16 protein-coding genes are annotated in these 13,906 nt (G+C 42.5%); 1 reads left to right on the forward strand and 15 read right to left on the reverse strand.

The features are described from left to right. Positions 1 to 31 precede the first annotated feature (31 nt). Positions 32 to 382 carry a P-II family nitrogen regulator gene (locus tag BUB05_RS11015; RefSeq protein WP_073049671.1) on the forward strand — a complete coding sequence of 117 codons (351 nt, stop codon included), beginning with the start codon at positions 32 to 34 and terminating at the stop codon, positions 380 to 382. A 55-nt stretch (positions 383 to 437) separates the two neighbouring features. Here BUB05_RS11015 and hisA read toward each other — a convergent pair whose 3' ends face one another. The 15 genes from hisA to BUB05_RS11090 form a co-directional block, all read right to left on the reverse strand. Further along, a complete protein-coding gene (gene hisA / locus BUB05_RS11020; protein ID WP_073049672.1) occupies positions 438 to 1,178 on the reverse strand; it encodes a phosphoribosylformimino-5-aminoimidazole carboxamide ribotide isomerase in 741 nt (246 codons plus the stop codon). 125 nt (positions 1,179 to 1,303) lie between these two features. After that, positions 1,304 to 2,530: a dicarboxylate/amino acid:cation symporter gene (locus BUB05_RS11025; RefSeq protein WP_175548555.1), complete on the reverse strand. Its 1,227-nt coding sequence runs from the start codon at positions 2,528 to 2,530 to the stop codon at positions 1,304 to 1,306. 101 nt (positions 2,531 to 2,631) lie between these two features. Next, positions 2,632 to 3,249, reverse strand: coding sequence for a V-type ATP synthase subunit D (locus BUB05_RS11030; RefSeq protein WP_073049674.1), 618 nt, complete (start codon positions 3,247 to 3,249; stop codon positions 2,632 to 2,634). A gap of 4 nt (positions 3,250 to 3,253) precedes the next feature. Next, complete coding sequence (locus BUB05_RS11035) at positions 3,254 to 4,624, reverse strand: V-type ATP synthase subunit B (protein ID WP_073049675.1); 1,371 nt, start codon at positions 4,622 to 4,624, stop codon at positions 3,254 to 3,256. Positions 4,625 to 4,628: 4 nt separating this feature from the next. Beyond that, a complete protein-coding gene (locus tag BUB05_RS11040; protein ID WP_073049676.1) occupies positions 4,629 to 6,401 on the reverse strand; it encodes a V-type ATP synthase subunit A in 1,773 nt (590 codons plus the stop codon). Then, positions 6,388 to 6,948 (reverse strand): hypothetical protein, encoded by a 561-nt coding sequence (locus BUB05_RS11045; RefSeq protein WP_139257997.1) that lies wholly within the window; start codon positions 6,946 to 6,948, stop codon positions 6,388 to 6,390. The genes BUB05_RS11040 and BUB05_RS11045 overlap by 14 nt, the downstream gene beginning before the upstream one ends. A gap of 58 nt (positions 6,949 to 7,006) precedes the next feature. Continuing rightward, positions 7,007 to 7,312, reverse strand: a complete 306-nt coding sequence (locus BUB05_RS11050) for a V-type ATP synthase subunit F (protein WP_073049678.1) — start codon at positions 7,310 to 7,312, stop codon at positions 7,007 to 7,009. Then, positions 7,312 to 7,746: an ATP synthase subunit C gene (locus BUB05_RS11055; protein WP_073049679.1), complete on the reverse strand. Its 435-nt coding sequence runs from the start codon at positions 7,744 to 7,746 to the stop codon at positions 7,312 to 7,314. The genes BUB05_RS11050 and BUB05_RS11055 overlap by 1 nt, the downstream gene beginning before the upstream one ends. Positions 7,747 to 7,755: 9 nt before the next feature. Continuing rightward, positions 7,756 to 9,717 carry a V-type ATP synthase subunit I gene (locus BUB05_RS11060; RefSeq protein ID WP_073049680.1) on the reverse strand — a complete coding sequence of 654 codons (1,962 nt, stop codon included), beginning with the start codon at positions 9,715 to 9,717 and terminating at the stop codon, positions 7,756 to 7,758. 1 nt (position 9,718) lies between these two features. Then, the gene (locus tag BUB05_RS11065) at positions 9,719 to 10,750 is read right to left on the reverse strand and encodes a V-type ATPase subunit (protein ID WP_073049681.1); all 1,032 of its coding nucleotides are present in this window, start codon (positions 10,748 to 10,750) and stop codon (positions 9,719 to 9,721) included. Between the two features lie 12 nt (positions 10,751 to 10,762). Continuing rightward, entirely contained in the window at positions 10,763 to 11,089 is a 327-nt protein-coding gene (locus tag BUB05_RS11070) for a hypothetical protein (protein ID WP_073049682.1), read from the reverse strand. A 223-nt stretch (positions 11,090 to 11,312) separates the two neighbouring features. Then, positions 11,313 to 11,717, reverse strand: a complete 405-nt coding sequence (locus BUB05_RS11075; RefSeq protein WP_073049683.1) for a NifB/NifX family molybdenum-iron cluster-binding protein — start codon at positions 11,715 to 11,717, stop codon at positions 11,313 to 11,315. A gap of 6 nt (positions 11,718 to 11,723) precedes the next feature. Continuing rightward, positions 11,724 to 12,587, reverse strand: a complete 864-nt coding sequence (locus BUB05_RS11080; protein WP_073049684.1) for an ATP-binding protein — start codon at positions 12,585 to 12,587, stop codon at positions 11,724 to 11,726. Further along, complete coding sequence (locus tag BUB05_RS11085; protein ID WP_073049685.1) at positions 12,584 to 13,414, reverse strand: 4Fe-4S binding protein; 831 nt, start codon at positions 13,412 to 13,414, stop codon at positions 12,584 to 12,586. The genes BUB05_RS11080 and BUB05_RS11085 overlap by 4 nt, the downstream gene beginning before the upstream one ends. A 9-nt stretch (positions 13,415 to 13,423) precedes the next feature. Further along, complete coding sequence (locus BUB05_RS11090; RefSeq protein WP_073049686.1) at positions 13,424 to 13,786, reverse strand: NifB/NifX family molybdenum-iron cluster-binding protein; 363 nt, start codon at positions 13,784 to 13,786, stop codon at positions 13,424 to 13,426. Between the last annotated feature and the right edge of the window lie 120 nt (positions 13,787 to 13,906).

Here is a 13,906-nt window from a genome sequence, read left to right on the forward strand (position 1 = left end):
ATATTTATAAAATTAATGTATGGAGGTATTTATGCCAGAAAAAATGACGAAAATCGAGATAATCACAAGAGTGGACAAGCTTGATGAATTGAAAGAGGCATTAATCGGAATAGGAGTAAGGGGCATGCACGTATTTGAAGTATTGGGCTGTGGGAACCAGAAAGGTTTCAAGCAGAAATACAGAGGCGTGGATATGACTGTCGACCTTCTTCCGAAAGTCAAACTTGAAACCATTGTCTGCGAAGTCCCCGTCCAGCTTGTTATAGATACGGCTGTCAAGGTTCTTAGAACCGGTGAAATCGGAGACGGCAAGATATTCACTTACAATGTGGAGTCAGCCTTGAGAATCAGAACTGGCGAAACTGGTGTGAAAGCACTGTAGTTTAATAGTTGAGCCATTAAGCATGCCCCGGAAAACCGGGGCATGTTTTCTTGTATCATAGTTTGATGACATCCTCAAATTTAATGTCTCCTCCGAATATGTCGAGGGCGCTCCCTATGGTGTAGTTCATCCTGCCGCCGCTCATCTTTTCTATGAGCTTCACGTCTTCAATGGATGAAATGCCTCCTGCATAGGTGCATGGTATCTTCACCCACCGGCTGAGCTTTTTTATGAGGTCTTCGTCTATTCCGCTTTTCAGTCCTTCAACATCCACTGCATGTACGAGGAACTCATCGCAGAACTCCGACAGGAAGTCCATGTTTTCCTCATTCACCTCGAAGTTGGTGAATTTCTGCCACCTGTTTGTGACAACATAATACTTTCCGTCCTTTTTCCTGCAGCTCAAGTCGATTACAAGATTTTCCTTCCTGATGACCTTCCTTATCTCCTTCAGGTTTTCAAGAAAAAACTCCCCGTCCTTGAAGATGAAGGATGTTACGATGACATGGGATGCCCCCTTGTCTATATACCACTTGGCATTGTCGGCGTTTATTCCTCCGCCAACCTGAAGGCCTCCGGGATAAGCCGCAAGAGCTTTTTCTATCTGTTCCTGATTTCCGGGGCCAAGGGCAATGACATGTCCGCCTCTCAGGCCTGCTTCCCTGTACAGTTCTGCATAATACCCTGCATCCCTCTGGGAAACAAAATTCTCCTCAGCACCTGAATCATTCAGGCTTCCTCCGACTATCTGCTTCACCTTTCCTTCGTGAAGATCTATACATGGTCTGAATTCCATTTTTCCTCCTGTTATAGCTGCTGTTATAATAATATATATAATAACACATCACCCTTATCAATGCATCCCAATCCATAGAAAAAGCACCTCGAAAACTCGAGATGCTTTCCTGTTTTCATATGTTTTTATGCTTCTTTGTCAACAAGCTGGTCTACAATTACGGCACATGTAGCATCGCCTGTTACGTTTACTGCCGTTCTCATCATATCGAATATCCTGTCAACGCCAAAGAGTATGGGAAGTCCTATTACCGGTATGTTTGCAGCAATCAATACGGCAACAACCAGCAGTGACGGACCGGGAACCCCCGCTTGTCCGATCGACCCGACAGTAGCTGTAAGTATTATTGCAATATACTCCGATGCACCAAGGTCAACTCCAAACCACTGTGCAAAGAAACAGGCTGCAAGAGCATAGTATATCGCATTACCGTCCATGTTAATTGTAGCTCCCAAAGGGATTACAAAGGAGGTTGTGGATTTTGAAACACCGAGGTCTTCCTGACATGTTTCCTCGTTCAGGGGTACAGTTGCCATTGAAGAAGCTGTAGACAATGCAAAGGCCTGTACTTTTGCAAACTTTGCATAGAAGTTCCTTACCGATACCTTGCTGAAAAGCTTAATGAGCAGGCCGTAGAATCCGAATGTATGCACAATCAGTGCAACGGTGTAAATGGCCAGGAGCTTTCCTACACTGAAAAGCACTTCCCAGCCAAATGTACCGACAACGTCTGCCATTAGTGCAAATACTCCAATAGGCGCAATTATCATTACCTTTAGAATTATGTATACAAGTGCATCTGTGACGCCTCCAATAATATTTATCAAAGGCTTTTTCTGGTCTTCCTTCAGCGAATTGATTCCAAATCCAAAGAACATTGCAAAGAAAAGTATCTGAAGTATGTTTCCGGTTACAAGGGATTCGATTGGATTGACAGGCACTATTCCTATCAGCGTTTCCCATATTCCCGGTACGTCACCTCTGGCTACATATTCATCCGAGAACATGTCCTTGAAACCTTCAAGCCCTTCGGCAACGCCAGGCTGGAAAACCTCTCCAAGAATAAGTGCAAATACTACGGCGAAGGCAGTAGTGCCAAGGTAGAATGCAAAAGTGGCAATCCCCACCTTCCCGGCCGAATGCGATTTTCCTATTGCTGCTGCTCCGTTGATTATAGAAAAGAATACAAGAGGTATAACAACCATTTTAATAAGGCTTACAAAAAGTGTACCCAACGGTGCTATGACAGACACCCTTTCTTTAAGCACCGCTCCTGCAGCAATACCCAGGACCATGGCTATTAGAATCCATAGTCCAAGATTTCCAAAAATACTTTTTTCAAGTTTTTTCATTTTGACCTCCAAAAATTTTTTAATATTGCAAGCTGCATGTCATATCAAAAGCTTTTTGTCATGTAAAGTCAAATGTCTATTCAATGCTATGAATAATATAATCATATGCCTGAAGATCGTCCTTTAATTCTCTTCAACCTGAAGAAGTCTTCTCTTTCTTTTTCTTCCAGGACCTCTGAAATATATTTTGTCACCTCCCTGTATCTTGGTATCTGGATTTTATCAAGGGCATTCGCCCTCTTGCTTGTCTTCTTTATTTCCGCAGCAAGTCTGAAAACCGAGTTTTCCACTTCCGCCAGCCTGTAAAGGAGCTTTTGAACTTCATTCATCTTGACTACGGTAATGTCAAGTGCGGAATTGGTTCTGTAAAATCCATAATAAGGCTGGATGTCCGGTGTTTCATCCTTGATGAGTGGAATCTCCACGCCCATTACACTTTTGGTAAGTATGCTTATGTTTTCATCCTTGGGTATGGACAGTGCTATCTCCTCCACGTTTATCATACCCATGGTCAGCGTGGCATACACCATGGCTTCATATGCTTCCTTGAAAATTCTGTCAATCTCCACCTGGATTTCCTTCACTTCATCTATCAGGTCCATCATTTCCCTGATCAGCACATTCCTTTTTTTGTCAAGCAGTTCATATCCCTTTTGTGAAAATTCTAGCATGGATTTTGCTTTTATCAGATTGGCTTTGGTAGGTGTAAGATTTTCCATCCGATCACTTCCTGTAATATTTTTCTATTACTGCATCGTCAATTCTGTCCAGTTCTTCCTTGGGCAATATAGACAGCGCCTTCCACCCGATATCAAGACTTTCTTCCAGTCTTCTGTTTTCCTCAAATCCCTGATTTATGAACCTGTCCTCAAAGTACCTTCCGAATTTCATATACAGCTTGTCGATGTCGGAAAGGTCCTCCTCTCCTATTATCTGCGCCAGGGACCTTATTTCCTGCACTTTTGAATATGACGAAAAGAGCTGATTGGCAATGTCCGGATGATCCTCCCTTGTAAAGCCTTCTCCTATGCCGTCCTTCATCAGCCTTGACAGGGACGGCAAAACATTTACGGGAGGCACTATGCTGTTGTTTGACAGTTCTCTTGACAACACAACCTGGCCTTCCGTTATATATCCCGTAAGATCGGGGATGGGATGGGTGATGTCGTCATTGGGCATTGTCAATATTGGCAGAAATGTTATGGATCCCTTTTTGCTCTTCAGCATTCCTGCCCTTTCATAAAGGGAGGCCAGGTCCGAATACAGGTAGCCCGGATAACCCTTTCTGCTGGGGACTTCCTCCCTGGCAGAGGCAATCTCCCTCAATCCCTCGCAATAGCTTGTCACATCGGTCACAACTACGAGTATGTGCATGTCCTCTTCAAAGGCCAGATACTCCGCAGCTGTCAGAGCACACCTGGGCGTGCTTATCCTCTCGGCTACGGGATCGTCCGCATAATTCATGAACATTACAACATTGTCTATGGAGCCGCTTTCTTCAAATTTTTCACGGAAATAGGCTCCGTCATCCCTGGTTACCCCTATGGCTGCAAAACATATGGCAAATTTCACTTCTTCTTCTGAAGAAATCCTTGCCTGATTCACTATTTGGGCTGCAAGTTCCTTGTGGGGAAGTCCGTTTCCTGAAAATATAGGCAGTTTCTGGCCTCTTATAAGGGTAAGCAAAATATCTATCGAGCTGATGCCGGTTTGAATGAAGTTCCTGGGATACTTTCTTGCAACGGGGTTTATGGGTCTTCCGTTGATGTTGTATTTTTTCTCCGAAAAGAGCGGACCCCCTCCATCAATGGGTTTACCCACTCCGTTGAAGGCTCTCCCCAGAATATTCTTTGATATTGCAATTTCAAAGGGCTTTCCCGTGAATTTTACCGAAGTATTTTTGGTGCTCATTCCGGAAGTGCCCTGAAAAACCTGGGCGGCCACAAAATCTTCCTCAATCCTTACTACCTTTCCCAGCCTCTTTTCATCACCAACACTGATTTCGATTATTTCACCATATTTGGCTTCCCTTATACCTTCGAGAAATATCAAGGGACCTTGAGCCTTTTTTATTTTCAAATATTCTTTAAACATTTCATCACCCTGAATATTTAGACATCAAATTCTCATAAAATTCATCTATCCTGTTTTTTAATTCCTCTATGCCGGACAGATCATCATTGGGAATATTGTACTTCATCCTTATCATTGAATCGAAAATACCCGGATCCTTTGCCTTGGAAATGGGTATGCCTGTCTTGACGCATTCCTTGGCCCTTTCATTGAGATGGTTGATAAGTTTAAGCATCTCATACTGCTTGTTGATGGGTACATAGGTGTCATCCTTGTGAAAGGCGTTTTGCTGAAGATATCCAACCTTCAGCACCCTTGAAATTTCAAGTGTAAGTCTTTGGGAGTCTGGAAGCACGTCCTCTCCAACCAGCATCACTATGTCCAGAAGCTTGCTCTCCTCCTGAAGCAGTCTCATCATATTGCCCCGAAGTTCTATTGCATCCTCTCCAACATTGCCGTCATACCACTCTTCAAGCATTTTAATATATCCGCTGTAGCTGTCGAGCCAGTTGATGGAGGGATAATGCCTTGCATGGGCAAGGTTTTTGTCCAGTGCCAGGAATGCATTTACATATCTCTTGGTATTCTCGGTTACGGGCTCTGAAAAATCCCCTCCTGCCGGTGATACCGCTCCAATTATTGTAACGGATCCTTCCTCTCCCTCCAGGGTTTTTACATATCCCGCCCTTTCGTAGAATTCAGCAAGTCTTGAGGGAAGATATGCAGGGTATCCCTCTTCTGCTGGCATCTCTTCAAGCCTGCCGCTTATTTCTCTCAAGGCTTCCGCCCACCTGGAAGTGGAATCTGCCATTATAGCCACATGATAACCCATGTCCCTGTAGTACTCGGCCATTGTTATGCCGGTGTAAATACTTGCTTCCCTGGCTGCAACGGGCATGTTTGAGGTGTTGGCTATAAGGATGGTCCTTTCCATTATGGGCTTTCCGGACTTGGGATCTATAAGCTTTGGAAACTCTTCCAATACGTCCGTCATTTCATTTCCTCTTTCGCCGCATCCTATATATACGATGATATCCGCATCCGACCATTTAGCCAGCTGGTGCTGGGTCATGGTCTTGCCTGTCCCGAATCCGCCCGGAATCGCTGCAGTGCCGCCTTTTGCTATGGGGAAAAACATGTCAAGGATTCTTTGGCCCGTTATGAGGGGTTTTGATATTTTTAGCCTTTCCCTCACGGGTCTTTTGAACCTTACAGGCCAATTCTGGTACATCCTTATCTCATGTATCTTTCCTTTCCTGCCCTCAATCTTCAGGAGAACATCCTCCATGCCATGGATTCCATCGGTTTCAGCAAAAACAACCTTGCCCCCTTCTCCCGGGGGAATCATCAGCTTGTTGGCAATAAGAGAGGTCTCTTCAACCTGTCCAAAGACATGCCCCTCTTCCAGGTGCTGTCCTTCCTTGGCAAAAATATCCACTCTCCACTTTTTTTCGAAATCTATGGACAGCAGCCCAACCCCTTCGGGAATAAAGTCACTATTCATATCATCTATTTTTTCAAGGGGTCTTCCTATACCGTCAAATATATTTCCAATAAGTCCGGGTCCGAGCTTCAAGGACAAAGGTTCACTGAGTCCATTTATGATTTCATTCAGTTCCAGGCCCTCCGTCTCTTCATAGACCTGGAGGGTTCCTTCATCATCCAGGACACTTATCACTTCGCCGATAAGCTTGTTTTTGCCTACAAGGACCATCTCCCTCAACTTGAAGGATGACATACCCGTTCCCTTTACAACAGGTCCGTTTACATATGTTATTTTACCTTCATTTACACTCATGACCTTCACCTGCCTTATTCGTCATCAGCTTCAAAATAAGACATCCGATATAATCTGAAGCCTCCATGATTTTCCCTTCTATGGAATAGTCATACTTTACCTTTTCATTGGCTATTATATAAAATCCACCTAGAACCTCATCTGATATCTCAACGGTCATTTCACTGCCATCGAGGTATTTCCTGTCATTTTCTCTCATTATGATTCTTAGTTTGTCATCCTCGGAAAAATTTCCTCCTGCCTCTTCCAGATTTTCTAAAAACCAGGAATCATAATTATCGCTTTCAATATACTCTTGTATCTTTTCGAGAAGGTACTCGTTAAAAGAATCCAGCATCCTTGATTTGGTAACCAGTATTTCATTCTGATATGACACCTTTGCCTTTGAAATGATTTTTTTACCTTCCAGATTTCCTTTCTTTCTCATTTTTTCAAAATATTTTTCGTCTTCTTCCAAAGCCTTTTTTTCCAGTTCTTCCATCATTTCGTCATACTTTTTTTCCAGTTCCCTTAGTTTGATCTTGTTCTCGCTGGAATGCTTTTCCAAAACCATTTTTGAAAAAAGATTTATTTTGTTCTCTATAGTAACGATAATATCACCTTCTTTACAGCTTTATGCCGATGGAGTTTTTTATGTATTTCATTATATACTCACTGTCCTGCAGCCCTCCCGGTTCAGGGATTTGTACAATAAGCGTCTTCTTTTGAGAAAGCTTTCTATCCATGACGAAATCCCTGCTGAGATTCAGTATGTTTTCGGATATGAACACAAGTCCTATTTCATTATCCTGCATAAGCTCTTCCAATGAATTCTCCGTCTCCTCCTTGGTTGAAACCATCTTTCCTTCTATCCCTGCAAGCCTCATGCTCAAAAGCGTTTCCTTCTTTTCGCACAGCACAAAGGACTTCATTACAGCCTTCCCAGTATCAATATGGAAACAATGAGACCGTATATGGCTATCCCTTCAGCCAGTCCTACGAAGATCAAGGTCTTTCCAAGGATTTTCGGGTCCTCGGATACCGCTCCAAGAGCTGAAGACCCGACGCTTCCAACTGCATATCCTGCTCCAATGGTGGCCAGACCCGTTGAAAGCGCCGCAGCAATATATCCAAATCCTGAAGGGTCTGCTGCAGCTGTCGTCGAAGTGGCTGCAGCATCGGCAGTGCCGGAAAATGCCATCATTGTTCCTGCAACAATGATGGGTATGTAAATTGAAACATTGGTTCCCAATATTACCTTCAGCTTTTTGTTTCCTTCCTTAATGCTTGGCTGCAGATAATAGAAAATTCCCAATCCTATTGTGATACTGATTAAGACAAGACATAATCCAATAATTAATTTCATGATATCCTCCTAGATTTTATCGGGACTAAACAATACGCCCTCACCTTTATAATATTTGCTGAACAGTTCATAGTAAAAAAGTCTCAAGCCCTGTATGAAGACTATCAATCCTTCAAGACCTATTATTACGATATTGCCTATGATGAACATTGCAACATTGCCGGTCCTGCTTCCTATCATGTCGGCAACGGTCTGAAAGGCAATGAAAAGGCCTACATGGTTGAGCGCAAAAGCTCCAATCCTGATAAAGGAAATTCCATTACTCAAAATGCTGAGGAATGTTTCCAGAACGTTGAATCCGCTTTCCGTATAATACTCTGCGGGAGGTTCCCGGTAAAGAGGTTTCTCCCCCGTCAATAAATTTCCCAACGGTTCTTCCAATATGAGGAGAATAATTGATATTGCAAGAATTATATACAGGATCCCTTTTGGTATGATATAACTTCCTTCAACCATTCCGTATATCAAGGCCAGCAATGTCAAAAACAATGCCATCCCGTTTATGCCGTTTCTACCAAAAAACGCCTCTCCGAATTCCTCTGCCTTCACCTTGTTGAATATGCTGCAGCCATAGCTGATCAGGAGTAGGACCACACCGCTTGCCACTGCCGCCAGAAGTATGGTGTTTATATTGTCCATGGGTCTGATGTATATGGGCAATGGAATATATTTCGATATTATATGCTCATATCCAAAAAAGGAATCATATATTATTCCAAAAAAAACGCTTCCCAGCCCTATTCTCCACATCAGAGACCCGAAATTTGCCATTCCCCTTTTTTCCAAAAAGAAACCTGCCCCCACAAAGACCATGCCCTGTCCCAGGTCTCCAAACATAGCTCCGAAAAAGAACATATATACAAGCCCAAAGAACACCGTTGTATCCATTTCATCGTGGGAAGGCACCCCGTACATGTTTACAAGAGTTTCAAAGGGCCTGAAGAAAAAAAAATTCTTCAAGAAGGTTGGTATCGGAATTTTGTTGGAAACATCTTCTGCATCCTTATATGTTACAAGGGTGTTCGAATACCTTTCGAAAATACTTCCGTAGCTGTCGTTATGTTCTTCCGGGATCCAGGCTGAAATATAGCAGAAATTCCTGGTGGCAGCCACCTTTGTCCTGACATTGTCTATCTTGCTTTCCATAACGATTTTCGAATACAGCCTTTCTATTGTATCCCTATACTCCACCATATATTCATCAGATGTCTTTCGCAACTCCATGAGCTCATTTTCATACTTTTTCCTGTCGGCTGCTATCATCCTTTCCATTTCATAGGGGTATGACAGATACTTCGAATCTATTTCTATCTCAACAAAATCAGTACTCCTCAGAATCCTGGACATTTCAAGGTCGAGACTCTTGGGAGATATTATTATGTACAGTTCCTTTTCTTCATAGGCTCCAATGTGAAGAACTACAGCCATTATATTTTCATAGTTCTGGGATATCTTCCTTCTTTTCTCCCTGGTTAAAAATCCAAACTTCATTGTGAAGAAGTCAAGGTCCATCAACTCCTTGAAATCCACATTGATATTCTTGATTCTATCTATGAAACCCATGGAATCCAGTTTTTTCAGACTGTTTTTGACCGTTTGCATATCATCTGTGATTTTTTCGAATTTTTTTACAACCTCGTCAATCTCGTTTTTTATATTTTCAAACCTGTGCTCCCCAAGCATATGCTCCTTTTTAATCTCGGGCGCATATTCAAGCTTGTTGATGAAGTCATTCATTTTATCAAGATACTCCGTCACAACACTGTTTTCCTTCAATGGCACAATATCTTCCATATCAAGTATTTCGTCGGCATTCTCTTCAGTCATGCCTATGCTGAAGTCGCCCTCCTCAATTTCAGTGATTGTGTTGATAAACTGGCAATTTTCCTCTAAAATCAAATCTCTTAGCAACTCATCAAGATATTCGTTCTTGCATACAATATTCATCATGTTCAATTTCTTGACAGCCAATTTACTCACTCCTTTCAAATCTTCTGACGAGAAAATCTTCAATATTTGCCACCTTGTATCTTATGCATTCAATTATTGTTATCAAATCTCTCATTTCATATTCGCTTTTAAAAATCATTACTATGGGAATGATAATGGACATCCTGCTTTTCTTCAAGTAAACATCCAGATTTTCGAACAGGTATCTCTCCATTGCCCTTTCCATAAGATATTCTTCATCCTGGAACATCGATTTGTATTCCATGGACATTACAAGGGATTTAAACTTGTCCAAATCCATGTAGCACAAATCCTTCAATAATCTGTAATTGTACTTCAGACCATTGTTCAGGGTGAAGTTGAAAAGCTCTTCGGAAGATATTCCAAAGAATTTACGTCCTCTGTAAATCCATTGAATATTGAGAAGGTCCACATTTATTCCATACAATTCCAGCGTCATTTTTTTGTCGTTTTTTTCAAGATTACAGATCGAATCATAAAGTTGCCTGAAATACAGCCTGTCAAGAACCATTTCCATATAAAACAGTATCTTAGACGGGTTTTCATCCACATAGTTTATGAGCTGACTGTAGTAGCCGGTGTTTTTGAGCCTCCCAACAAACTCCTTGATATCGGAGGCTTCTGACAGTCCGTCATAGTCAATGGTCGAAAAGACTTCTGAATATACGAGTCTATCTTTGATGTTTTGCACATCTTCATTCCTGGCTATGGCCCTCAGCATCAATTTTATGTTTTCAACTTCATATCTCATAAGCAATGATTTGAAAAAAAATCTATACTCGTCAATATAGAAGTGGTATAGCTTTTCATAATTCTTATACATGTGACTCTTGATCAGGTACTCTATATTTTTATTCTTTTCATTCAAGTCATTGAATTCCGGTGAATAACAAGTGTTTTTCATAAGGTAATTTTCAAATTCGTCCAGGCTTTCCATTCCTGCCAGTTTGATGAAGTCATCAACCTTCAACATACCGCCCATAATTGCCATTGACTTGGTGCTTGCCGCACCATGGATTCCAACTTTATCCATCACATCACCCTTTTATCGGAATCCCAGTTTCTCAAAAACCTTGTCTCCGAGATTTTCCTTGTTTTCATCAAACAGGCTGTCCAGTTCCTTCGTACGTTCAAAACAGCTTGAAATAATAGCATTTTTTTCTTCCTCGGCCAATGCAACAAGTTCATCAAAAATTTCCCTGCCTCTGGCAAGCCTGGCTTCTTCAATTTCCTCTTCCCTCTTCTTTAGGTCCGACTGCAGCTTTTTTTCTCTTTGTTCCATTTCCTCATTTGTCATGCGTATTTCTTCTGCTGTCTTCTTGTCGATTTCAATAATTTTTTTGAGTACCGATTCGATTGACTTGTCATCCAAAATAATCACCTGCTTTCATGAATGTTTTCCATTAATAACTTAGTAACTTTATAACAATTATACACCTCCTTGATTAAATAAACAAATTCATATTCAGAATTTGATTGCCTGAGTTTTTCAAAAATACAAATCCAACTTTTTTAAATACAACAAAATCAGCACCCGAAGGTGCTGATTCCTTTTTGCAGCGAAGCTGCTTGCTTATTATATAATCAAATCGATGTTAGTGTGCGTGGTCGTGATCTTCTCCGTCTTCGTGGTCGCATTCGTCCTTGTCCAGTCCGTATCCTCTTCCGTCTCCGGGAGCGCATGTGCTTGCCCCTCCAACCAGTTCATCCTTCTTGAGGGCTTCAATGGCATCCTCAACAGTTCCAGTCACTCCAAGGATAGTCTTGATGTTGAAATCGGCAAAGAATCCCTGTGCCTTTGCTCCCATTCCACCGCATACGATGCACTGTGCACCCTTGTCGTTCAGGAAGTTTGGAATGTTTCCAGGTGCATGACCCGGATTGTCTACAGTATGTTGGATTACGGCCTCTCCGTCTGCTATGTCCACTATGGTATACGAGGGGCATCTTCCGAAGTGTTGTGCCACCATGTTTCCGTCAGTTGATATTGCTACTCTCATAATAATTTACTCCTTATTTATTAATTTATTGGTCACCTTTTCCCAAAGGCTCTTAACTTCGTCAATGAAGTCCTGGTTTCCCGCATCCACCGGGGTCTTGTATTCCTGCAGCGCCTTGACGATTGCAGGGTCGAAAGGAATTCTTCCCACTACGTCAAATCCGTTTTCAATGCAGTAGTCTTCCATCTCCCTGGTTATGTCCATGTTGAGGTCGTACTTGTTTATGCATACGAAGGCTGGAATGTCGAAGTGCCTCGAAAGGTCCAATACCCTCTTCAAGTCGCTGAGACCCGATTTTGTAGGTTCGGTTACTGCTATAACAGCATCCGTGCCTGTAATTGACGCTATTACGGAGCATCCTATCCCCGGAGATCCGTCAATTATGAGCCAGTCTTCTCCATTTTCGAAAGGTATTATCTGTTTCCTTACCTCAGTTACGAGCTTTCCCGATCCTTCCGCACCTATGTCAAGAAGGGCATGGGCGAAGGTTCCCCGTTCCGTTTTGGATACCGATGTCCATCCTGTTTTCACGTCCTCAAGATGTATTGCGTCCTGGGGGCATGCTACTACACAGGCATTGCAGCCTTCACATTTCAGGCTGCTCACCACTATGTCCTCGCTTATTGCACCGAATCTGCATGTATCTCTGCAGATGCCGCACTTGATGCAGAGGTCATAGTTTATCCTTGCTTCCTTTGCTCCCGAATAGTCCCATTTCTGCTGGTCCTTTTCTTTAAGGAGCAGGTGAAGGTTTGGAGCGTCCACATCGCAGTCCGCTATCATCTTGCTGCCAATAAGCTGTGACAGGGATGATACGAGGGTGCTTTTTCCGGTGCCGCCTTTTCCGCTGATTACCGCTATCTGTTTCATATGAGCACCTTCCCTTCTATTTCCTTGAACATGTCTCCAAATTTGTTCTTGAGGTCTGCATCGACTTCAACTGGGAGTATTCCCTTTGAATATGCCTCGGCAATCTTTTTGGAGAATGGTATTTCCAAAAGTATGTCTATGTTTCTTTCATCGCAGTATTCGTTTATTATCCTGCTGTTTTCGGAAGCCTTGTTAAGTACGATTCCGAAAGGAATGCCAATTTTCTTCACAAGTTCCACTGCAATGTTCAAGTCATGGAGACCGAAAGGAGTGGGCTCCGTAACCAGGATGCAGAAGTCGCAGTCCTCCACCGATTCCACTACGGTGCATGATGATCCGGGAGGGCAGTCTATTACCACATTTCCCTCTTCCTTCACCATATCCTTAAGCATGGCTATGATAGGTATGCTTATGGGCTCTCCTACATTGAGCTTTCCGTGCATAAAGGATTCGTCGCTGTTTGTTTCAACAACTCCTATCTCCCTCTCAACTTCAATCATGGCATCCTCGGGACATGCAAGTACGCAGGCACCGCAGTGATGGCAAAGCTCGGGGAAAATGAGAACGGTACCCTTCACTACTGCCATGGAATTGAACTGGCATGCCTTGGCGCATTCGCCGCAGCCTGTACATTTATCCTTGATAATTTCAGGCACCTTCACCATGACAGGATGTACCTTGGTGATTTCAGGCTTTAGGAATATTCCTCCATTGGGCTCTTCAACGTCACAGTCGATATACTGGCAGTTTTCTATGGATGACTTGAGACTGGCAGAAACGGTAGTCTTTCCCGTTCCTCCTTTGCCGCTTAAAACCGCTATCTTCATTCCGTCACCTTACTTCATTCCCGAGTGAGACGGCACAGTTGTGTCAATTACCTCAAGCTCGTTTTTCTTGAACATTTCCACGTTTTCATTGAGGGAAACTTTCTTTCCTCTTACTATCTTAATCTTTGCAGCTTTCAACACGTCGTTTGCATTCGGTCCCACATTTCCTGTGATTAAAACCTCAACGTCATTGTCAACCATAAGCTGTCCTGCAGCTATTCCTGCTCCGCCGCCTGATTTTGCAGCCGCATTATCTATAAGTTTGGTTTCATTGGTTTCAGTATCCACAATGGCAAAGAATTCACATCTTCCAAATCTCGGATCCATTTGACTTTCCATGGAATTTCCTGTTGATGATATACATATTTTCATATTCTATACTCTCCTTTTCGATTTTAATATATTTAACCATTACCCAATATGAGTTTACAACAATTATGAGCATATGTCAATAACAATATTAAAAAAACCGGAGCATTCCTCTCAAAATGC

This window comes from Dethiosulfatibacter aminovorans DSM 17477, assembly GCF_900142005.1.
GTDB lineage: Bacteria > Bacillota > Clostridia > Tissierellales > Dethiosulfatibacteraceae > Dethiosulfatibacter > Dethiosulfatibacter aminovorans.

What these genes read in the sequence shown, in the direction of transcription:
- BUB05_RS11015 (WP_073049671.1), top strand. Translation starts at nt 32, where the DNA reads ATGCCAGAAAAAATGACGAAAATCGAGATAATCACAAGAGTGGACAAG.
- hisA (WP_073049672.1), bottom strand. Translation starts at nt 1,178, where the DNA reads ATGGAATTCAGACCATGTATAGATCTTCACGAAGGAAAGGTGAAGCAG.
- BUB05_RS11025 (WP_175548555.1), bottom strand. Translation starts at nt 2,530, where the DNA reads ATGAAAAAACTTGAAAAAAGTATTTTTGGAAATCTTGGACTATGGATT.
- BUB05_RS11030 (WP_073049674.1), bottom strand. Translation starts at nt 3,249, where the DNA reads ATGGAAAATCTTACACCTACCAAAGCCAATCTGATAAAAGCAAAATCC.
- BUB05_RS11035 (WP_073049675.1), bottom strand. Translation starts at nt 4,624, where the DNA reads ATGTTTAAAGAATATTTGAAAATAAAAAAGGCTCAAGGTCCCTTGATA.
- BUB05_RS11040 (WP_073049676.1), bottom strand. Translation starts at nt 6,401, where the DNA reads ATGAGTGTAAATGAAGGTAAAATAACATATGTAAACGGACCTGTTGTA.
- BUB05_RS11050 (WP_073049678.1), bottom strand. Translation starts at nt 7,312, where the DNA reads ATGAAGTCCTTTGTGCTGTGCGAAAAGAAGGAAACGCTTTTGAGCATG.
- BUB05_RS11055 (WP_073049679.1), bottom strand. Translation starts at nt 7,746, where the DNA reads ATGAAATTAATTATTGGATTATGTCTTGTCTTAATCAGTATCACAATA.
- BUB05_RS11065 (WP_073049681.1), bottom strand. Translation starts at nt 10,750, where the DNA reads ATGGATAAAGTTGGAATCCATGGTGCGGCAAGCACCAAGTCAATGGCA.
- BUB05_RS11075 (WP_073049683.1), bottom strand. Translation starts at nt 11,717, where the DNA reads ATGAGAGTAGCAATATCAACTGACGGAAACATGGTGGCACAACACTTC.
- BUB05_RS11080 (WP_073049684.1), bottom strand. Translation starts at nt 12,587, where the DNA reads ATGAAACAGATAGCGGTAATCAGCGGAAAAGGCGGCACCGGAAAAAGC.
- BUB05_RS11085 (WP_073049685.1), bottom strand. Translation starts at nt 13,414, where the DNA reads ATGAAGATAGCGGTTTTAAGCGGCAAAGGAGGAACGGGAAAGACTACC.
- BUB05_RS11090 (WP_073049686.1), bottom strand. Translation starts at nt 13,786, where the DNA reads ATGAAAATATGTATATCATCAACAGGAAATTCCATGGAAAGTCAAATG.